The organism is Pelagibacterium limicola (assembly GCF_015694405.1).
In the GTDB taxonomy this organism is placed as follows: domain Bacteria; phylum Pseudomonadota; class Alphaproteobacteria; order Rhizobiales; family Devosiaceae; genus Pelagibacterium; species Pelagibacterium limicola.
In genome coordinates this window covers 99,730-119,992 of record NZ_JADQDB010000004.1, presented here as the reverse complement: position 1 = coordinate 119,992, position 20,263 = coordinate 99,730, and the positions used below count along the sequence as shown (strand labels likewise).

Annotated in this window: 22 protein-coding genes and 1 tRNA gene; 12 read left to right on the top strand and 11 right to left on the bottom strand. The window is 60.6% G+C overall.

The genetic code is table 11. From position 1 onward, the window contains the following. Positions 1-38: 38 nt before the first annotated feature. Positions 39-1,691 (bottom strand): alpha-amylase family glycosyl hydrolase, encoded by a 1,653-nt coding sequence (locus tag I2G20_RS09470; protein WP_196259467.1) that lies wholly within the window; start codon positions 1,689-1,691, stop codon positions 39-41. A gap of 208 nt (positions 1,692-1,899) precedes the next feature. Between I2G20_RS09470 and I2G20_RS09465 the strand changes: the two genes are divergently transcribed. From I2G20_RS09465 to I2G20_RS09455, 3 genes are read left to right on the top strand one after another with little or no spacing between them, the layout of a single operon-like run. Beyond that, positions 1,900-2,946 carry a substrate-binding domain-containing protein gene (locus I2G20_RS09465; RefSeq protein WP_196259466.1) on the top strand — a complete coding sequence of 349 codons (1,047 nt, stop codon included), beginning with the start codon at positions 1,900-1,902 and terminating at the stop codon, positions 2,944-2,946. Next, positions 2,940-4,064: an ABC transporter ATP-binding protein gene (locus I2G20_RS09460; protein WP_196259465.1), complete on the top strand. Its 1,125-nt coding sequence runs from the start codon at positions 2,940-2,942 to the stop codon at positions 4,062-4,064. Before I2G20_RS09465 ends, I2G20_RS09460 begins: the two co-directional genes overlap by 7 nt. Before the next feature lie 10 nt (positions 4,065-4,074). Further along, entirely contained in the window at positions 4,075-4,425 is a 351-nt protein-coding gene (locus I2G20_RS09455; protein ID WP_196259464.1) for a cupin domain-containing protein, read from the top strand. Here I2G20_RS09455 and I2G20_RS09450 read toward each other — a convergent pair. Then, positions 4,422-5,351: a 2-hydroxyacid dehydrogenase gene (locus I2G20_RS09450; RefSeq protein WP_343070323.1), complete on the bottom strand. Its 930-nt coding sequence runs from the start codon at positions 5,349-5,351 to the stop codon at positions 4,422-4,424. The two genes, I2G20_RS09455 and I2G20_RS09450, sit on opposite strands and share 4 nt — an antisense overlap. A 167-nt stretch (positions 5,352-5,518) precedes the next feature. Between I2G20_RS09450 and I2G20_RS09445 the strand changes: the two genes are divergently transcribed. From I2G20_RS09445 to I2G20_RS09430, 4 genes are all read left to right on the top strand, one after another. After that, entirely contained in the window at positions 5,519-5,872 is a 354-nt protein-coding gene (locus I2G20_RS09445; protein ID WP_196259463.1) for a DUF4870 family protein, read from the top strand. 107 nt (positions 5,873-5,979) lie between these two features. Next, positions 5,980-7,401, top strand: a complete 1,422-nt coding sequence (locus tag I2G20_RS09440) for a circularly permuted type 2 ATP-grasp protein (RefSeq protein ID WP_196259462.1) — start codon at positions 5,980-5,982, stop codon at positions 7,399-7,401. A 4-nt stretch (positions 7,402-7,405) separates the two neighbouring features. Continuing rightward, complete coding sequence (locus I2G20_RS09435; protein WP_196259461.1) at positions 7,406-8,350, top strand: alpha-E domain-containing protein; 945 nt, start codon at positions 7,406-7,408, stop codon at positions 8,348-8,350. 14 nt (positions 8,351-8,364) lie between these two features. Beyond that, positions 8,365-9,153 (top strand): transglutaminase family protein, encoded by a 789-nt coding sequence (locus I2G20_RS09430; protein ID WP_196259460.1) that lies wholly within the window; start codon positions 8,365-8,367, stop codon positions 9,151-9,153. Here the strand turns inward: I2G20_RS09430 and I2G20_RS09425 are convergent, their stop codons facing one another. The 3 genes from I2G20_RS09425 to I2G20_RS09415 form a co-directional block, all read right to left on the bottom strand. Then, positions 9,154-10,086: an AEC family transporter gene (locus I2G20_RS09425; RefSeq protein ID WP_196259459.1), complete on the bottom strand. Its 933-nt coding sequence runs from the start codon at positions 10,084-10,086 to the stop codon at positions 9,154-9,156. Positions 10,087-10,161: 75 nt separating this feature from the next. Beyond that, the gene (locus I2G20_RS09420) at positions 10,162-11,010 is read right to left on the bottom strand and encodes an aminoglycoside phosphotransferase family protein (protein WP_196259458.1); all 849 of its coding nucleotides are present in this window, start codon (positions 11,008-11,010) and stop codon (positions 10,162-10,164) included. A gap of 154 nt (positions 11,011-11,164) precedes the next feature. Beyond that, positions 11,165-11,380 carry a hypothetical protein gene (locus I2G20_RS09415; protein WP_196259457.1) on the bottom strand — a complete coding sequence of 72 codons (216 nt, stop codon included), beginning with the start codon at positions 11,378-11,380 and terminating at the stop codon, positions 11,165-11,167. 258 nt (positions 11,381-11,638) lie between these two features. Between I2G20_RS09415 and I2G20_RS09410 the strand changes: the two genes are divergently transcribed. Next, on the top strand, positions 11,639-12,016 hold the full coding sequence (locus I2G20_RS09410) for a response regulator (RefSeq protein ID WP_196259456.1): 378 nt from the start codon (positions 11,639-11,641) through the stop codon (positions 12,014-12,016). On the opposite strand, the gene I2G20_RS09405 is transcribed toward I2G20_RS09410, so the two are convergent. The 3 genes from I2G20_RS09405 to I2G20_RS09395 are packed head-to-tail and all read right to left on the bottom strand — an operon-like array spanning position 12,013 to position 14,602. After that, on the bottom strand, positions 12,013-12,198 hold the full coding sequence (locus I2G20_RS09405) for a DUF3008 family protein (RefSeq protein ID WP_196259455.1): 186 nt from the start codon (positions 12,196-12,198) through the stop codon (positions 12,013-12,015). The genes I2G20_RS09410 and I2G20_RS09405 overlap by 4 nt on opposite strands. A 39-nt stretch (positions 12,199-12,237) precedes the next feature. Continuing rightward, the gene (locus I2G20_RS09400) at positions 12,238-12,756 is read right to left on the bottom strand and encodes an MgtC/SapB family protein (RefSeq protein ID WP_196259454.1); all 519 of its coding nucleotides are present in this window, start codon (positions 12,754-12,756) and stop codon (positions 12,238-12,240) included. A gap of 58 nt (positions 12,757-12,814) precedes the next feature. Further along, positions 12,815-14,602: an SLC13 family permease gene (locus tag I2G20_RS09395; RefSeq protein ID WP_207747594.1), complete on the bottom strand. Its 1,788-nt coding sequence runs from the start codon at positions 14,600-14,602 to the stop codon at positions 12,815-12,817. A gap of 329 nt (positions 14,603-14,931) precedes the next feature. On the opposite strand from I2G20_RS09395, the gene I2G20_RS09390 reads away from it, so the two are divergent. The 4 genes from I2G20_RS09390 to I2G20_RS17480 all read left to right on the top strand — a co-directional run bounded on the left by I2G20_RS09390 (position 14,932) and on the right by I2G20_RS17480 (position 18,748). Then, complete coding sequence (locus tag I2G20_RS09390; RefSeq protein ID WP_196259452.1) at positions 14,932-15,909, top strand: TRAP transporter substrate-binding protein; 978 nt, start codon at positions 14,932-14,934, stop codon at positions 15,907-15,909. 156 nt (positions 15,910-16,065) lie between these two features. Then, positions 16,066-16,608, top strand: coding sequence for a TRAP transporter small permease (locus tag I2G20_RS09385; protein WP_196259451.1), 543 nt, complete (start codon positions 16,066-16,068; stop codon positions 16,606-16,608). Between the two features lie 5 nt (positions 16,609-16,613). Then, complete coding sequence (locus tag I2G20_RS09380) at positions 16,614-17,894, top strand: TRAP transporter large permease (RefSeq protein WP_196259450.1); 1,281 nt, start codon at positions 16,614-16,616, stop codon at positions 17,892-17,894. 137 nt (positions 17,895-18,031) lie between these two features. After that, positions 18,032-18,748, top strand: a complete 717-nt coding sequence (locus I2G20_RS17480) for an SIP domain-containing protein (RefSeq protein ID WP_196259449.1) — start codon at positions 18,032-18,034, stop codon at positions 18,746-18,748. A 435-nt stretch (positions 18,749-19,183) separates the two neighbouring features. On the opposite strand, the gene I2G20_RS09370 is transcribed toward I2G20_RS17480, so the two are convergent. The 3 genes from I2G20_RS09370 to I2G20_RS09360 all read right to left on the bottom strand — a co-directional run bounded on the left by I2G20_RS09370 (position 19,184) and on the right by I2G20_RS09360 (position 20,251). Continuing rightward, positions 19,184-19,259, bottom strand: a tRNA-Phe gene (locus tag I2G20_RS09370). Between the two features lie 141 nt (positions 19,260-19,400). Next, a complete protein-coding gene (gene yacG / locus I2G20_RS09365; RefSeq protein WP_196259448.1) occupies positions 19,401-19,613 on the bottom strand; it encodes a DNA gyrase inhibitor YacG in 213 nt (70 codons plus the stop codon). Beyond that, complete coding sequence (locus I2G20_RS09360; RefSeq protein ID WP_196259447.1) at positions 19,613-20,251, bottom strand: Maf-like protein; 639 nt, start codon at positions 20,249-20,251, stop codon at positions 19,613-19,615. Before I2G20_RS09360 ends, yacG begins: the two co-directional genes overlap by 1 nt. Between the last annotated feature and the right edge of the window lie 12 nt (positions 20,252-20,263).

The window sequence follows — 20,263 nt, the reverse complement described above, 5'->3', positions numbered from 1 at the left end:
CACCACCGGGCATGAACCGGCGGCGTCTTGGTTGCGGCCTAGCCCTTTGCGGGTTTGACCGAAATGGCTTTGGGGTCGAGCCCTGCGCCACATTCGAGATAGGCAAAGCCGTTGCCTGCGAGCGCGAGCGTGCCGCCTTTGCGCTCAGCGCCATTCGACACCCCAGCAAGCACTGACGACCGTGGCAACCCGGCAAGTGTGAGCCGGCACGGCTTTGCCGAAAGATTGAAGATGCAAACGAGATCACCGTCAGCGCCCGTGCGTGCGAAGGCCAAGATCGGTTCGGGGACATCGAAGAAATGGGCGTCGCCATCCACGAGCGCGCGGTTGGTCTTCCGGTAGGATAGAATCCGTCGGTAGTAGTGAACAAGCGCGTCCGGATCGGCCTCGAGCGCCGCCACGTTGCGCTGGAGGTGGGGCTGCTTGACGGGAAGCCACGGCTTGGTTTCCGAGAACCCTCCGTTTGGTGCGTCCGTCCAGGGCATGGGCGTACGGCAACCGTCGCGCCCCTTGATGTCGGGCCAGAAGCGGAGACCCGGAGGATCGGTGAGCTCGGAATATTCGAGCTCGGCTTCAGGCAGACCGAGTTCCTCGCCCTGGTAAAGGCAGACCGACCCTTTGAGTGCCAGCAACAAGGCAATGGTCAGCCGCCCGAGCGTTTCAGGCGTAACCTCGTGGGCTTCCCAGCGGGAAATGTGACGCACGACGTCGTGGTTGGAAAAGCTCCAGCACGGCCAGCCATCGGGAGCGCCTGCGAAGAACTTTTCGACGCGCGAGCGGAAATGCCTGGCAGCAAACTGAGGGCCAAGCATGTCGAACGAGTAGCACATGTGCAAAAGATCGTCGCCGGTGGTGTAGGCGGCCATGATATCGATCGCGCGATGCGCCTCGCCGACCTCGCCAACGGTCGTCGTGCCGGGATATTCATCGAGCAGCGCACGGACGCGCCTGAGGAAGTCTATGTTTTCGGGGCGGTTCTTTGAATGGAGATGGAGCTGCATCCCGTAGGGATCAGCCTCCAGCGGCGTTTCCTTTTCGCGCGGGGCGGGTGGGTTGCTACGCAGTTCCTCGTCATGGAAATAGTAATTGACCGTATCGAACCGGAAGCCGTCCACACCACGGTCGAGCCAGAAGCGCATTGCATCCAGAACCGCGTCCTGCACGTCGGGGTTGTGGAAGTTGAGGTCCGGCTGGCTGATCAGGAAATTATGCAGGTAATACTGACGGCGCGCGCCATTCCACTCCCAGGCAGGACCGCCGAACACCGAAGGCCAATTGTTGGGCGGGGTACCGTCGTCATTGGGATCGGCCCAGACATACCAGTCGGCGCGCGGGTTGGTGCGCGACGTTTTTGACTCCTGGAACCAGGGATGCTGATCGGAAGTGTGACTCAGGACCTGATCGATGATGACCTTGAGGCCCAGCGCATGCGCCTTTTCGATGAGGGCGTCGAAATCGGCGAGTACGCCGAACAACGGATCGACATCGGTATAGTTGGCAACGTCATACCCCATGTCGGCCATGGGCGAAGGGAAGATGGGGGAGAGCCAGATAGCATCGACACCGAGGCTGGCAACGTGCTCAAGCCGAGAAATGATGCCTCTGAGATCGCCAATTCCGTCGCCATTACTGTCCTGAAAGGAGCGCGGATAGATCTGATAGATCACTCCGCCACGCCACCATTCAGCCATGCGCTTTCTCCCAAAGTCTCGTTTCAGGTTACCAGCCCCCTCAAATCGCCGGCAATTCAAACCGGTTTGAAACTCTTGTCAACACTGATTTGAACATGCGACAGCATCGCTGCCCCATTGCTTATAAATCACCGCGCTCGCTTGACATCAAAAATTCAAACCGGTTTAAGTTTGGCCAATATTGGGAACCTGGGATGGGAGGCCTGTGGTGACGACGCTGCGCGAACTCGCTGGGCATTTGGGCCTTTCGCCGGCAACCGTTAGCCGCGCTCTCAACGGGTTCCCCGAAGTGAGGGAAAAGACGCGGGCTCGGGTCATCGCTGCAGCACAAGAACTCAATTACCGGCCCAATTCCACTGCCAAGAAACTGGCCACGGGCAAATCGGGGATGGTTGGCATCATCTTCCGGGCCGCGCGGAACCTGCTGGTGGATCCTCATTTCGTGGAATATCTCGCTGGGCTCAGCATGGGGCTGGCCGAACGGGATATGGACCTGATCCTCCGCCACGCGCCGCCCGGGGCGCAACTCTCCACTTACGAACGCCTGATCGCCTCGGGGGCGATCGACGGGCTGATCGTCTCGGCGCCCGAGGTGGATGACCGGCGTATCGCCATGCTGACCGAACGCGACTTTCCCTTCGTCGTCCACGGCCGGGTTGGAGAAGACCTTCCCTATGGCTATTATGACATAGACAATCACGGCGCCTTCACCCGCGCCACCGAACTGCTGGTCGCGTTGGGCCATCGGAGGATCGCATTTTTGAACGGAGCGAGTGGGCTCGCCTTCGCCATCCAACGCGAGGCCGCGTTCCTCACGGTACTGGCCGCAAACGGGATTCACGTCCCGGACAGGTTCGTGAGCCATTCGGACATGAGCGAAGATGCAGGGTACCAGAGGGCGGCCGAGTGGCTGGCGGCGCGGGACGCCCTTCCCCCCACGGCTTTCCTCTGCTCCTCCACCTTGCTTGCCCTCGGCGTATACCGCGCCGCAGCCGAAGCGCGGCTCGAGGTTGGCAGGGACATCTCGATCATCGCCCATGACGACGTGCTGCCGCATTTGCGGGCCGAGAATTACTGGCCACCGCTGACGGTGACACGGGTGCCGATCCGCGATGCGGGGTTCGCGCTGGCGGACATGATCTACAAGCGGATCGGTGGCGCCGATCCAAAAACGCTTCAAAAGACGGCAGATGTCGATCTCATCGTGCGCGGCTCGACGGGCGCCGCGCCTGCAACCGGAGGACAATCATGGTAGCGGCCGCACCTCAGGCCGAGGCATATCCCTCGGTTCTGGCCATCGCTTCGCTAGAAAAGCGGTATGGCACGGTAGACGTGCTCAAAAACATCTCACTGGAGATGGCGATAGGGGATTTCCTGGTTCTCGTCGGCCCCTCGGGGTGCGGGAAGTCGACCCTGCTCAATTGCATCGCCGGGCTGGAAGAAACCAGTGGCGGGACTATTTCGATTGCCGGGCGCGATGTGACCCAGGTACCGCCGCGGGACCGAAACATCGCGATGGTCTTCCAGTCCTATGCGCTCTATCCCACGATGACGGTCTCGGAAAATATCGCGTTCGGCATGAAGATTCGGCGCGTGGGAAAAGCCGAGCAGGTCCGCAAGGTCAAGGATGTCGCGCGGCTATTACAGATCGAGCATCTGCTCGACCGCAAGCCGGCCCATCTTTCGGGCGGCCAGCGTCAGCGTGTCGCGATGGGGCGGGCGCTGGTGCGCGAGCCCGCGCTGTTTCTGTTCGATGAACCCCTTTCCAACCTCGACGCCAAGCTAAGGGTCGAGATGCGCACCGAAATCAAGGCGTTGCATCAGCGGCTTCACGCATCGATCGTTTATGTAACCCACGACCAGATCGAAGCGATGACGCTGGGCACGCGGATCGTGGTTCTCAAGGACGGCATCATCCAGCAGCACGGCATGCCAACGGAAATCTATGAGCAACCCGAGAACATGTTCGTGGCCGACTTCATGGGTTCCCCGCCCATGAATCTGATCCGTGGCGCGGTATCGCCCGAGGGCGGGTCGACAAGGATCACATTCGGAAGCGGGGCGGACGCCGTATCGCTTACGGCAGGCCCCTCCCCCTCGGCGCTGGCACATTATCGCGACCGTCCAGTCGTTGTCGGTATGCGCCCGGAAGCCTTCGAGATTGCCGAGGGGAACGGCGATATCGCGCTGACGGCGAGCATGACCGAGAATGCGGGTTCCGACACCTTTGCCAGTTTCACGCTCGGCGGACAAAAGCTGATGACGCGGCTTTCGGGCAAGGCGAATGTTCGAACGGGGGATACCGTATCGCTCAGTGTCGACACGTCAGGAATATGCTATTTCGATCCCGATACGACTCTGAGGATCACGTAGGATCATCGACATGCCGCATATTCTCCGCGCCGCAGACAGGCAGCCCGGGCCAAGCCGAACAGTGAAGTTCGAGGGTGCACCATTTGGCGCCAATGTCTCGTTTTTCGCGGTCGATGCCGATCCGGGCAAGGGTGCGCCTTTACACGTCCATCCATATAGCGAGGTATGGATGGTGCAGTCGGGAACCGTGCGGTTCCGCGTGGGCGAAGAGACCGTCATGGGCACGCCCGGCGATATCGTCGTCGTCGAGCCGAACACGCCGCACGGCTTCATCAATCCTGGCGATGCACCACTCAAGATGATGTGCATTCACGATGCGGATACGATCGTCCAGACCAATCTCGAGGATGCGCCGTGCTAGATAACCCTGTTCGGAGGCGGATGGCCGGCGAAATAGGCTTCGAGATTGCGCACTAAGGTTTGCCCCATCTTGTGCCGGGTCTGGTGCGTGGCGCTGCCCTGGTGGGGAGAAAGGACCACGTTGTCGAGCGCAAAGAAGCGCGGATCGACGCGGGGCTCATCGAGGAACACATCGAGGGCTGCGCCGCCCAACTTGCCGGTTTCGAGAAGGTCGAGCATAGCGGGTTCATCGACAAGGCTCCCGCGTCCTAGATTGACGATAGCGCCTTCGGGACCCAGCGCGTCGAGAACATCGCGGGTAACGATGCCTTGCGTTGCTGCGCCGCCCGGAACGATGACCATGAGCCAATCTGCGTCCCGCGCCATGTCGGAGAGATTGTTGTAGTAGATGTAGGGTTGGTCGTCCTGCTTTTGGCGGCCGTGATAGACGACGCGCATCTTCATGGCCTGCGCGCGCTGGGCGATTTCCTTGCCGATCCGTCCGAGGCCGAGAATGCCCACGGTCTTTCCGTTGAGTTCTCCTGTGAGGGGGTAAGCGTCATGCGCCCACTGCCCCTCACGGACGAAGCGATCGGCCTGGGGGATTTTCCGGCCGAGCGCGAGCATCATCCCGATGGCGAGTTCGGCAACGGCGTCGTTGAGCACGTCCGGCGTATTGGTGACGACGATCCCGCGCGCCTTGGCAGCGGTGGTATCGACCGAATCGTAGCCCACTCCGAAATTGGCGATAATTTCGAGATTGGGGAGTTTCGCCATGAGGTCAGCACTGACGTGTCCGCCTGCAATGGCCCGGACCCGTTCCCCCACCCGGACCAGCACCGCGTCAGGATCGGGGCCCTCATAGAGCCGGATGGCGTCAAAGCGCGCCTCTATGGCTACGACTGTGGATTGGTAAAGGCGATGGGTCAACAATACGGCTGGTTTCACCGCCTATTCTCCTCTTTGAGCGCCGGGTGCCGGTAGAATCGATTGGACCCGGTCGCAATGGCCTTGTCAAACAGGTCCGATGCTGCATGATCGCAAAGCACCCGAGGCAAGAGAACTTGTGTTCGGGCGATGCGAAGACGGGCACATCGGCTTGTGGGGCAAAAGCAATGTCACTTCAGACATCCAATTCTTCTCTTGATCCGCGTACATGGACCATAGTCATCTGGGCGCTGTATCTCGGCAGTTTCGTCACCGGCATTTCCGGTCTGGTGGGCCTTATCCTCGCCTATTTGAAGCGCGACGAGCTTGCCGGCACGGCGTTCGAATCGCACGCGGTTTCGGCGATCCGGACGTTCTGGATCGGACTGGTCGCCGCGCTGGTCGGGCTGGTGCTCACTATCGTCCTGATCGGGCCGCTCGTCATGCTTGCCGTTGCAGCCTGGTTCCTGTTCCGCAGCGTACGCGGGCTGGTTCTGGCGATCGATTCCAAACCGATCGCCGACCCGCAGGGCTGGCTTTAGAGAACCACTTTCCCTTGCAACGCCCGCTGGACAGGGGATGCGCAAATGTGCACCAATGGGCGATGTGAGGGGAAGGCCGGTAAAAAACGGCTGCGCAAAGAAGGCGAATGAGCGAGAAAAAATATTTCGATGAAATGCTCAATGCGGACGGCTCGGTTCGCGACCCTTATCGAATACTGGCAGACTGGGTCCAATCCCAACCCAAGACGGCGCTCAAGCAACTAGCCGCCGACGCCGAAACCATCTTTCGCCGACTGGGAATCACCTTCGCCGTTTACGGTTCCAATGAATCCACCGAACGGCTGATCCCGTTCGACGTCATCCCCCGGGTCATATCCGCCAACGAGTGGAGGCGATTGGAAAAGGGGATCGAGCAGCGCGTCAAGGCGCTCAACATGTTCCTGTTCGATCTCTACCACAACCAGGACATCATCCGCGCCGGGCGTATCCCAGAAAAGCTCATCATACAGAACGAAGCGTTTTGCCCGCATATGATGGGACTCAATCCGCCGCGTGGCATCTATTCGCATATCATCGGTGTCGACATCGTCCGCACGGGGCCCGACGATTTCTACGTGCTTGAGGACAATCTGCGCACGCCCTCCGGGGTCTCCTACATGCTCGAGGACCGCGAGGCGATGATGCATCTGGTCCCCGACCTGTTCCATAAGCTCAAGGTCGCCCCGGTCGAGACCTATCCGGAAAATCTTCGCCGTACGCTCGAAAGCGTGGCGCCTGACAGCTGTGCGGGATCACCCAATATCGTTGTCCTGACGCCGGGCATCTACAACTCGGCCTATTTCGAGCATTCGTTCCTCGCCGACCAGATGGGCGCAACGCTTTGCGAGGGGCATGACCTGTTTGTCGATAACGGCAAGGTCTACATGCGCACGACCCTTGGACCGGAACGCGTCGATGTCATCTATCGCCGGATCGACGACGATTTCCTCGATCCCCTAACCTTCCGGCCCGATTCGATGCTCGGAGTGCCAGGGCTTTTTGACGCCTATCGCGCCGGCAACGTCACGTTGGTCAATGCACCAGGCACAGGTATCGCCGACGACAAGGCGGTCTACACATACGTGCCGCAGATCATCGAATTCTATCTGGGCGAAAAACCGATCCTCAAGAACGTGCCGACCTACAATTGCACCAACGTCGACGAGCGCGCCTATGTGCTCGACAATCTGGCGGAGCTAGTGGTCAAGGAGGTGCACGGATCAGGCGGCTACGGGATGCTGGTCGGACCGGCCTCGACCAAAAAACAGCGCGCCGAATTCACCGAGAAGATCAGGGCGCGGCCCGACAACTACATCGTGCAACCGACGCTGGCGCTCTCTACCTGCCCCACCTTCACCAATGCCGGCATCGCGCCCCGGCATGTCGATTTGCGCCCCTTCGTTCTGGTGGGCGACCAGATCCGCATTACCCCGGGCGGGCTGACCCGCGTCGCCCTCAAGCGAGGGTCCCTCGTCGTCAACTCCTCTCAAGGAGGCGGCACAAAGGACACCTGGGTGCTGGAGGACTAGGGCGATGCTGGGACGTTCCGCTGCCAATCTTTTCTGGATGTCGCGCTACGTCGAGCGGGCCGAGAACATGGCCCGGCTACTCGAGGTGGGCTATCGCATGAGCCTGACCGAACGCGGCGAGGACGGCACGAGCGAATATCTTATGTCGATGCTGCGCGCCGCCGAGGCCGAGGAAGGCTTTGCTGCCAAACACGAAGCGGTCGATGTCGCTTCGGTTGCCCATTACATGCTGTTCGACACCGACAATCCATCCTCGGTCAAGAGCTGCCTGTTCAATGCGCGCACCAATGCCAAGTCGGTACGCACCGAAATCACCACCGACATGTGGGAGAGCCTTAACGGCACATGGCTCGAATTCTCGCAGGTCCAGCCCCGACATGTGCTGGGCAACAAGCTCCCCGCCTTTATGCAATCGATCAAGCAGAGTTCGAACCAGTTTCGGGGAGCGCTACTCGGCACGCTCATGCGGACCGATGGCTTTGCCTTCGCGCAAGCGGGCGGGTTCATCGAGCGGGCCGACAACACCGCGCGTATCCTCGACGTCAAATACTACGTTCTCTTACCGCGCGCCTCGATGGTGGGCGGGGATGTCGATATCCAGCAATGGACGATGATCCTGCGCGCGGCCTCCGCCCACCGCGCATATCGCCATCTCTACCATGATCGCTACAAGGCGTGGAACATCGCCGACTTCCTGATTTTCCGCAAGGAAATGCCGCGTTCGCTCGCCTTCTGTGCAACCTCCATTACGGCCATGCTCGGGATGCTCGACCAGATTTACGGCGAGCCCTCGTCCTGCCACGACGATGCGATCCGGATGGCGCAAATCCTGACCACCGGCACGATGGACAAGGTGTTCTCCGATGGCCTGCACGAATATCTGATGGCGTTCATGGATAGCAACAACCGGCTTTCGAGCGCCATATCGGACAACTACAACTTCTACTGAACCGGGGCAGAGACATGCGCATTTCGATACGTCACGAGCTCCGCTACGCCTTTCCGGAGGACACGGCGCGTGCAGTTCAGCACGTGTTGATGACCCCATGCGATACAAAAGGGCAGAAGGTCATCGAATGGTCGATCGACATGCCGGGCATGGAGAGCGCCGAGCATTTTACCGATGCTTTCGGCAATCTAGCGCATCTGGTCACGCAATCGCGGCCCGAGAATGGGCTGGGAATCCTGGTTACGGGAATTGTCGATACGTCCGACGCCAGCGGTGTGGTGGGCAGGCTCGACAACGATCCCAATATCGCGCTCTTTAAACGTCTTACAGGCCAGACCAGACCCAACGGAAATCTCGTCAATCGCTTGAAAGCGCAGCAGAAGGCAGGGCTGGGGCGGGTTGAGCTCATGCACTGGCTGATGAACCGCCTTCACGAAGCGCACGAAGCTTCAGGGGAAGAGGATGAAGAGCCGGTGGAAATCGTTGCCGAGGATCATGCCCACGTTTTCGTGGCGGCGTTGAGGGGGATCGATATTCCGGCGCGTTTTGTCACCGGTTACGTACTGGAGGCGCAAGACAAGCCTGCCCGGCTACATGCCTGGGCAGAGGCCTGGGACGACTCCCTGGGCTGGATAGGGTTCGATCCTTCGGCCAATTTGTGCCCCACCGAAGCTTATGTCCGGCTAGCTACGGGCCTCGACGCCGAGACCTCGACGCCTGTCAGGCTGGTACCCGACCTTCCCCGCGAGAACGACGACGCCATCCGCGTCGCGCAGGTGATGATGGCCAACCAGCAGCAATAGCTAACCGAGCACCAGCAGCCAGCCGGTAATGGTCAGCACTGAAAGGGTTGTCGTCAGCAGGATGGTGTTGGCGGCGACGTCCACGGCGCGGTTGTAATAGGTGGCAAAGATGTAGACGTTGATCCCCGCCGGCATTGCGGCAAGCAGCACGCCGTAGCGGGCGACGGCTGGGTCCACCCCCAGCACCGGGACCATCAGCACCCAGGCAATCAACGGATGGGCGATGAGTTTGAGCACCGTCATGACGAGCGCCTGACCCCAGGTGTCGGCGAGGCGATACTCGTTGAGCGCAGCACCGAGACCGAAAAGGGCGACGGGCATGACGGTCGAGGCAAGCAGCAGCGTGACGTCGTCAGCAACGCCGGTCAGTTCGAGACCGAGAAAGTTGCCCCCGAGCCCCAGCGCGATCCCGATCAAGATCGGGTTGGTGATCGATTTCCGGAAACCCTGCCACAACGCGCCCGATATCTTGCCTCCGTCGCGCCGCACCAACTCCATCACGAACATGCCGACCGTGAGGAGGATGGGTGCGTGCAGGCCAACAATCGAATAAACGACCGGCATCGCCTCGTCGCCATAAGCGCGATGCATGATGGGGATGCCCACAAGGACTGTATTGGTAAAGGTACCGGCGAACCCGACCGCCACCGCCTCGCCCGGACGCCCCTTGAAAAGGCCCAAGGCGAGAAATGAACCCAAGGCGAGGATCACGAACGCCCCTAGGTAGAATGGGCCGATGACCGCCAGGTTGAAAGCGGCGCCCAGATCGACATCGATCATGGCGCGGAACAAGAGACAAGGTGTAGCGAAGCTGTTGACGTAGACGATCAGCCCCGGGACACCCTGTGCAGGGTAGAGCCGGATGCGCACGGCAAGATAACCGATACCGATCAGGACAAAGACCGGAGCAACGACGTTGAGGACAGAAAGCATGGACGCGCCGGAAAGATGACCACCCCAGATGACACCCTCGGAACCGAAAGGTCAATTGTCGCGACCTAATCCCCCTTACGCCAGATCGTATACCGCCAGCAGGTTGGGGAGCACGGCCAACTGCCAGTTGATCGGCTGTCCTTCCGCCAGAGCCCGGCAAGCCGAGGCCGCCGCGTATATCGCGCCGAAAGCGAGAATGCGCTTGTGCTTCAAATCGAGCTTCGTCGCGAAGGCGTCCGCCATGGCGTTGATGCGAACCGGATCAGCCCCCAGCTTCACTTCGCCCCAAGGGTGAAGGAAGCTCGCGGCCAGATCCCACGCCGGGTCGCCCAATAGGCCGATCGGCGTGCGCGCGACCCAACCCCGCTCGGCCAGCATGACTCGATCGTGATGGACATCGCCGTGCAGGGGAATCTCTGCCGATGGCTTATCGAACACAGCATAGGCGATACCGATGGAACGGGCGTAGAGATCCCGAGCAGTATCGGGCCAGAGCCGGACATCGGCGGTGTGGAAATCGGTAAGATAATCGCGCAGAGGCAGTAATTTTTCCGGCTTGTCGGGCCGGGCAACATGCAGCATCCCGATGAGATTGGCGATGGCGCCGGTAGCCTGGGCATCCTTGCCGTCGGTGGCAGGCTCGGACAGGAGCTTGCCCTCGCACCATTCAGTGAGGATGCATTGGTCCGACGTCCCGTAGTGCCTGATTGCACCATCGCCGCGGTACCAATCGAGCAGGCGCCCGGCGCGGTCGGCATCGGCGGTATGATCGGGCTTGAAAACGCGCAGCGCGGCGGAGGTGTTATCCTCGCGCTGGACCCGGTAGGTCCATGCCCGGCTCGTTTCCGCCACGGGCGTGAGCTTGGAAAGGTTCCAACGGATTGCGGCTTTGTTGAGGATCGTATCGGCGGGGGCTGAGGGCATTGTTCCCATCTGCTGCATGGCTCAGGCTTGGCTGGCGGAATCACTGCTCGGTCGGGACAAGTGTTCCTCTTTTACCCAACTTTGTCGATGCAATCAGGTTCCCCGTCAGCCTGCCTCGACAATGGGGCTGTTTGCGGGCACCGCGACGCCGGCCTCAGCGATCGAGCCACGGCATCAGCGCGAGCGCATTGTGGGGCCTTTCGGGGCGCGGCCCGACAAGGCCCGTAGAGGCGAGGTTATCCAGTTCGATCAAGCGTCTGATAGCAAGCTCAAACAGATGGTCGGCCTCCGGGTCGAACCAGGCCTCGGCCATCAGAATTGCGCGCGCTTGCTCGAGCTTGTCTTTCGCCAAGAGATAGGCGGAAGCCATGAAAACGTCCCTCGTTTGTTCATAGCGGCCTACCCATAAGCCCGAATCGGGTTGGATTGGTGGCAACGGACGATGCAATTGCAACGATTCCACACATGCCTGCGTGCACCCTGAAGCCGATCTTAAACGGTCCGGGGCAATTGCACCTATCCTCCAGAAGGGGTTGAATTCCCGAGGTTAACGTTACGGCAATGCCGAAAACGGTAATATGGAGGATTACAGCCGGTTAAGTACCGAAAGAATGACGGGAACGGGCAAATGGGTAACACGGGCTTGGCAGGACGCCGAGTACTGCTCGTGGAAGACGAGTTTCTGATTGCGCTCGAAATAACCGATGCGCTCACACAAGCAGGTGCAGACATCTCCGGCCCGCACATGACCTTGGACGATGCGAAGCGTGCTGCGGGCGACATGGTCGCCGATCTGGCGATTCTCGACATCGATCTCAAGGGCGAAGAGGTCTTCCCCGTTGCCGATATCCTACGCCGGAGAGGTATTCCATTTCTATTCTGCACCGGCCGACCGGACCGGGACACGCTGCGCACCGAGTTTCCCGAGGTGCCGGTCTGTGTCAAGCCGTGCCGGCCGTCGGAGCTGATCGACGCGCTTTCACGTCTCCTGCCGATGGTGGCTTAGCTCTTCTTCTTGTTGGGCAATTTCTTGCGCGAAGTGGCAGCAAGTTCTTCGAGTTGCTTCTTGGACATCGAGTCTGCCATTTCGCGGGATGCGCCTTTGAGCTGGGATTTGGGGGTGTCGCCGCGTTTGACGGACAGCGCCGCCCCGGCGGCCTTTTGCTGCGCTTTCGATTGTGCGGGCATTGCAGGGCTCCTTGTGGATGTTCCCGCAAAACGGGCGTGTCACCCGGGCGTTCCTTCATCACCCCCCAATTGTCCCACTTTTGAATGCAGCACCTTCTTTTCAAAGTAGCCGAGGATAATGGTGACCGTAAGCACGAACACGGCGCCAACGACGGCGACGGCATAAAAGCCCGATCCGCACGCCACGCCAATTGCCCCTGCCATCCACATCGCGGCTCCGGTGGTCAATCCCGTAATATTTGTGCCCGAGCGTATGATCGCGCCGGCGGCGAGAAACGCTACGCCGGCCGTTACCGCCTCGATCACGCGAAGGGGATCAAGCTGGGCCAATCCAAGGTCGAGTTCCACCATTTCGTAGTAGATTTCATATGTCATGATGGTGAATGCCGCCGCCGCGATGGCGGTCAGCATGTGCGTGCGAAGCCCTGCTGGCCGGTTTTTTATTTCGCGCTCGAACCCGATAATGGCCCCGAGCAAGCCTGCAATGGCAAGTCTTACCACTATGGCTGAGAGTGGTAGTTGCGTTGCATTGGCGCCGATGATGTCGAAAGGGGGCATGGTCCTTGGCTGAACCCGATATGTTTCCTCCTAAACGCCAGCGGCAAGCAACTCGTTCCTAGAGCGGCCAGAAGAGGGGAATCAGCAGCATAGAGAGCGCGAAGGCCACTAGGTTCATGACCGCGCCCAGCTTGACGAAATCGAAGAACATATAACCACCGGCACTGTAGACGAGCGTGTTGGTCTGATAGCCGATCGGGGTCAGGAAGCTCGCGCTCGCCGCTGCCATTACCGCAACGACGAAGGGCCTCGGATCGACGCCGATGCTCAGCGCCAAGCCGATGGCAATTGGGGTCACGATCACCGCCACCGCGTTGTTGGTCACGATTTCGGTGAGGAACGAGGAAAGTATATAAACCAGCCCCAGCGCGAAAAGCGGGGATACAAGCATCAGGTAGGGCGAGAGAACACCAACGATCGCCTGAACCAGCCCGACCCTGTCCATTGCGACACCGATCGCCAGCATGGCGACGATCAACCCCAGAATGCGCCAATCGACGGCCTGAACCGCTTCGTCGATTTCGACGCAGCGCGTCATCAGGACCACCGCTGCGCCAATGACCGCCATCCCCGCGATTGGCATGAAACCCAGCGCCGATCCGATGACAACGGCCAGCATCATACCGATGGCCAGCGGGGCTTTGGCCCTGCGGAAACCGCGTTGAGTGGGCTGAGAGACGTTGACGAGGTCGTAATCCTCGACCATGCGCTGGAGGTCGTCGGGGCTGCCTTCGACCAGCAGGGTATCGCCGACTTCGAGGGGCGTGGTCTCGAACCGTTCGGCAAGGTTCGACCCCCGCCTGTGCAGGGCGATGGGGTAGACGCCGTAGCGGCGACGCAGCCGCAGATGCCTCAGGGTTTTGCCGATAACGCCGGCACCGGGCCCGGCGAGGATCTCGACCACGATGGAGTCGCGGGCCCCGAGAGCCTGCATGTGCTCGGCTTCGGGCACCGTCAGCTCGCCCTCTTCCTTCATCGAGAGGAGCTCGGCAACCGACGTGCGCAACACGACGATGTCGCCGGGCTGCAGGACCACATCTGCCATATGTCGCCGAAGCGAAAAGGTTGCTCTCAGCACGTCGATCAACAGCCGGTCGGGACGGTTGAAGGCATTGACCTCGCTCGCCCTTTTGCCGACATGGGGCGAATTGTCCTCGATAACCGCCTCGAGCACGAACTTACGCTCCGGCTCGGACAGCGAGAGCGAGGAGACCGTGGTACGATCCGGCAGCAGGCCGCGCAGGAGCAGCATCGTGACGATGCCCACGATGGCGACGATGATGCCCAGTGGCGCGATCTCGAAGATATGGAAAGGTTCGAGCCCCGACTGGCGCGCGACGCTATCGACCAGGATATTGGTGGAGGTGCCGATCAGGGTGCACATGCCCCCCAGAATCGCGGCGAACGACACGGGAATGAGAAGCTTGGATGCCGCCGCGTCCATTTCCCTTGCCATGGCAACGGCTACGGGGATCATGAGCATTACGAGCGGCGTATTGTTCATGAAAGCCGACATGATCGCGATCGCGCTGAGAAAGAGCAGCATGGTGCGGAATGGGTGCCGTCGAGCATCGGCGGTGACCCAGCGCGCGAAGACTTCGAGGGCTCCGGTTCTCACCAGAGCGGCCGATATGATGAACATCCCCGCGATGGTGGCCGGGGCAGGATTGGACATGACGCCGAGCAGATCGTCGACCGAAAGAATGCCCACAACGAGCAGGACCGAAACCGCCACCCCGGCGCTGACCTCAGGGGTCCGCCATTCCCGGGAAAACGCGATGAACAGGACTGCTACCACCAAAGCCACGATTGGCGCGCCAAACGGCTCCACGAAATTCGCGAACAACTCTGCCCTCCGCTCAGTCCCGGCCCTTATCTTATTGTATGCGGGGCGCGGTTTGAAAGGCCGGTTTGTGCGTGTTTGTCGACGAACGGGAAAAAAGGTGCCGGGATGAAAACCCATGACGCCTGCAACGTTCCAACGCCCCGATCCGACGAATGCGGCAACAATGAAGTTATCATACAAAAACAAAAGTAGTATGTTGACATTCTCTAAATGCGCGCATAGCAGTATTACATACGGCGGGTGCCGCCTGTGGAACGCTGCGCGCCGCGCAGCCGGATTTGGGAGCAAGGGTCACGCAGAATGAGGCCCGGACGTCACGGAGGAGTCATATGAATATCTTTATCAAGGTCACGGCATCTGTTGCCATACTGGCGGGCCTGTCTACGGCGGCCGTAGCCCAGGAAATCGTCTTGCGTTCGTCCGATACGCATCCGGATGGCTATCCCACGGTCGAGGCCGTAAAGTATATGGGGCAGCTCCTCTCCGAACGCTCGGGCGGCCGAATTGTCATAGAGGTTTACCACTCCTCCCAGCTCGGCCAGGAAACCGACACCATCGAACAGACGCGTTTCGGGGTGATCGACCTCAACCGCGTGTCGCTCGGCCCATTCAACAACCTTGTCGCGGAAAGCAAGGTGCCCTCGCTGCCTTATATCTTCCGTTCGATCGAGCACATGCGCACGGTAATGGACGGCGATATCGGCGAAGACATTCTCGCCGCCTTCGAGCCATACGACCTGGTCGGGCTTGCCTTTTACGATGCCGGCGCGCGTTCGTTCTACACCTCGACCACGCCGATCCGTTCGATCGAAGACATGGCCGGGCAGAAATTCCGCGTGCAGCAGTCCGACCTTTTCGTCGACATGGTCAACGCGCTCGGCGCCGATGCAGTGCCCATGCCCTACGGCGAAGTCTACTCGGCCATCCAGACCGGCGTCATCGACGGTGCGGAAAACAACCCGCCGAGCTATCTCTCCTCGGCGCACGCTGAAGTTGCCAAGTATTACACGCTCGACGAGCACCTTATCGTTCCCGAGATCCTGGTGATGGCCAGGTCGACCTGGGACCGCTTGTCGGCCGAAGACCAGGAACTGGTCCGTCAGGCCGCCAAGGACAGCGTAAGCCATCAGCGCGAACTCTGGGATGCCGCTGTGACCGATGCCCTGGAAGCCGTGGCCGCCATGGGTTCGGAGATCATCGAGATCGAAAAGCAACCCTTCATCGATGCCATGGACTCCGTCTACGAGCGTTACGTCGACACACCTGAACTTCAGGATCTGGTGGCCCGTATCAAGGCTGTCCAGTAATATCGGTCTGAAGGCGGGCAACGAATCCTGGCGCCCGCCTTCCCTCATCCTTCAAGAACCAAATGATCCTGGCTACAGGGCGTGTTCGAATTCACCGGGATCCGGCGCGCTTCCGCAACTGGTCCCGTATCCGGGACAAGGCGGAGAGCGAAGAATATGAGAACGTTCCTGAGGGGATATAGTGCCGTGCTGGCGGCACTGGCTACGGGCGCCCTATGGGTGGCCGGTGCCGGTCTGGTCCTCATGACGGCGGCAATCGCCTGGCAGGTCTATGGCCGCTATGTGCTGGGTTCCACGCCCCGCTATACCGAAGCGCTTTCGGTAATGCTCATGGCCTGGTTCATTTTCCTTGGCGCGGCCGTGGGTGTGCGCGAACGCTACCACCTGGGTTTCGATGTTCTGCTCTATTTCCTTCCACCAACCGGAAAGATGATCTTCCGCTCCATCTCCGATGCGGTCGTCATGGCCTTCGGCGCAGGCATGGTCATTTATGGCAGCCAGCTTTCCCAGGGCGCGTGGTCGGCAACTATCCCCACGCTCGGGGTCCCCGGCGGCCTTTCCTATTTTCCGATTATCGCCGGTGGCGGACTCGTCTGCCTTTTCACAGTGGAACGGCTGCTTCAACGCTGGTCGGGCCTCAATCCAGATGACGACCCCGACAACTCCGATGCCGGCAATGCCGGTCTCGAAAAGGTGTAACGGCCATGGAACTCGTTGTTCTCTTCGGCACTTTCGTGCTGCTGCTTCTGATCGGGACGCCTATCGCCTTCTGCCTCGGCGTCGCCTCGTTCGCGACAATCCTCTTCATGGGGCTGCCGCCGGTGGTCGTCTTCCAGCGTCTCAACTCGGGCGTTGCCATCTACTCGCTGCTCGCCATCCCGTTCTTCATCTATGCGGGCGATCTCATGGTGCGTGGCGGGATCGCGGCGCGGCTGGTGGCCTTTGCCGGATCGCTGGTCGGCCACATGCGCGGCGGGCTCGGGCAGGTGAATATTGCTGCCTCAACCATGTTCGGCGGCATTTCCGGATCGGCCATCGCCGATGCCTCGGCTATTGGCGGGTTGATGGTGCCGCAGATGAAGGCGCGCGGCTACGGCATCGATTACGCGGTGAACATCACCGTGACCTCGGCCGTCATCGCCTTGATGATCCCGCCGTCGCACAACATGATCATCTATTCGATCTCGGCTGGCGGGCGCATATCGATCGCGGATCTGTTCACCGCCGGGGTCATCCCGGGGCTCCTGCTGGCTATCGCGCTGATGGTTGTCGCATACGTGGTCGCGGCGAAAAGGGGCTACCCGACCGAAAAGTTCGCCGGGTTCGGCGTTGTGCTGCAACTCCTCCTTGCCGCAGTGCCGGGACTGATCCTCATTGCCATCATCTTTGGCGGCGTGCGCTCTGGTGTCTTTACCGCAACCGAAAGCTCATGCATCGCGATCGTTTACGCCTTGCTGGTGACGCTGCTGCTGTACCGGTCGATGGGTTGGCGCGATTTCGTGGCTGCGACCCTGGGCGCGGTGCGCACGACCGCAATGGTGCTGATGGTCATCGGCAGCGCAGCGACCTTCGGCTGGCTCCTGGCGTATATGCGGGTGCCGGCCCAGCTCGTCGCCCTCATGCAGACAATTTCGGACAATCCCATCATCGTCTTGCTGCTTATCAACGTGCTACTGCTGTTCCTGGGCAGTTTCATGGACATGTCGCCGCTCATCATCATCACGACGCCAATCTTTCTTCCGGTGGCCGTTGCATACGGCGTCGACCCGGTGCATTTCGGCGTCATCATGGTTCTCAATCTCGGGATCGGGCTGTGTACGCCACCGGTCGGATCGGTTCTCTTTGTCGGCTGTGCCGTCGCCAAGATACCCATCTGGGAGGCAATCAAGACCATCTGGCCCTTCTACGGCGCTTCGATCGGCGTGCTGCTGCTTGTGACCTATTTCCCGGCCACCGCCATGTGGTTGCCTTCGCTGTTTCGGTAGGCCCGTCACGCCCGCTCCTGCGGTTTCAGGGTCACACACCCCGCAACCGCGCGCGCCGCGGCTATTGATTTCCAGAATATCGCGAGTAACCTCCGCATCGAACGGTCCTCGCAGCGAGGCATCGGAGGAAGAAGCCCGTGACGTCCCGCCGCTCGACCAGTGCCACCTCAGCCGACCCCAGCTTCGCAGAGTTTCCGTCGTTGGCATACGATGACCACGTCAAACTGTTTTTTCCCTCGGCCGGTGCTGAGCCGGTGCTGCCGGTACCCGGTCCCAATGGACTCGACTGGCCAGGGGGGACAATCGCACCGGAAGGACGAGACTACACGCCGCGACGCTTCGACAGGGAAAAGTGCGAACTGGTGATAGACTTCGTCCTGCATGACGGCGGCGTCGCCGCTGATTGGGCGGCACGCGCCAAACCTCGGGACCGGCTCGGCATGGGTGGCCCGCGTGCCTCGTTCGTTGTGCGCGATGACTTCGATTTCTATGTGCTGATCGGCGACGAGACTGCGCTGCCGGCCATCGGCCGTCGCATCGAGGAACTGCCGGCCGAGGCCCGCGTCATGGCGTTCATCGAAATTGCTGACTCCGCCGAACGGCAGACGTTCAGCCCGGCAGCATCGCTCGATCTGAGATGGATCGAGCGTTCCGCTGGAACCTTCCTGATTGAGGCCGTCAAGGCGGCCGCGATGCCGTCGGAGCAGACCTATGTCTTCATTGCGGGGGAGGCAGATATGTCAAAAGTGATACATGACCATTTCATCGCGCAAGGACACGATCCTGACCTTATCAAGGCCGCAGGCTACTGGCGCCGCGGCGAGGCCGATTTTTATGATGGCCATGAGCATTAGTCGCTCGAGCCCGTCGTCGATCTTCAGGTCAAAACCCCTTGGGGATGGCCCGACGGCTGAGACGCCGCTTACGAAGAGCTTCTTTCTGCTCTCCTAGCGGGGACAAGTTGGCTTGCTCTTCATTTCAGCACCGACGGAGATTTCCGCCTGCTCAATGGAGAAGCCGGATGCAGAATCGGGGAATACGAATTCTTCCAGACCGGGCGGGCCTGCGACATGCTCGAAGAGCAGGGTATTACCCCCATCGGGATTCGGCAATGGCGCGACAGTATGGCGGGACGGTGATTTGTTGCGACAACGCTAGCTGATGCCGGCGCAACGCGGTTTGCTGTCGAAGATTACCGGCCCCAAAAGTCCAACCTGAAACGCCGATGCCAACAAGTGGGACAATGGCAGAGCCTAAGGTATTGAAAACAAACAAAACTGGAAGGGAAATGGTGCCCAGGGACGGAATTGAACCGCCGACACGCGGATTTTCAATCCGCTGCTCTACCAACTGAGCTACCTGGGCATCCGGGGTAGGACAGCGTGGCCGTCCGGTGTTGGTCGGGCGGTTTATAGGGGCTCGGATCGGGCCTGTCCAGCACCCGGACGACAAAATTGAGACCGTTTCGCGCTTTTCTCACAGCAGCGCGAATCGGCCCATTCGCTGTCAGTTGTCCTCATCGCCTTCATCGGGCGGCAGCGGCGTTTCACCGCTTGCGGCGCCGTCCCTGCCGGGAATGACGTAAGACCCCTTGAGCCAGCGCCCGAGGTCGAGATCGGCGCAACGGGCCGAGCAGAAAGGGTGAAATTTCTGCACAGAAGGCTTGCCGCAGATCGGGCAGGGCTTGGGCTTGCGCAGCCTTGTGACCGAGGCACTCATCAGACGCCCGAAAGGCCCATGGGATTGAGCCAGTTGAATTGCACGGGATAGCCCTCGCCGGCCAGGAGCCCGGTCGTCTCATAAAGCGGAAGACCAACCACGGCGCTGTAGGAGCCGCTCAGCTTGACGACGAACGATCCAGCAATGCCCTGGATGGCGTAACCGCCGGCCTTGCCGGTCCATTCGCCGCTGGCGAGATAGGCTTCGATTTCGCGTGCGGACAGCCGCTTGAAGCGGATGCGGGTATCGACCAGCCGCTCGCGCGCATGGCCGGACGGGGAGAGGACGCAGAGCCCCGTGAATACCCGGTGGGCGCGGCCTGAAAGAAGGCGCAGGCAACCTGCTGCCTCGTCCATTGTTTCGGCCTTGGGCAGAATACGGCGACCGACGGCGACAACCGTATCGGCCGCGAGCACAATGGCGTCGCCAGCCAGCCCGGCCTGCTTGGCCTTTTTCTGCACCTCAACCGCCTTCGCATGCGCGAGCCGCAGCGCAAGCTTGCGGGGCAGCTCGCCGCGCTCGGGCGTTTCGTCCACATGCGCCGGAATGAGGTGTTCGGGCTCTATGCCGATCTGGTTGAGGAGCGCGAGGCGGCGCGGGGACGCCGAGGCCAGGATCAGTTCGGGACGTCTGGACACGGGGCTCCCTTC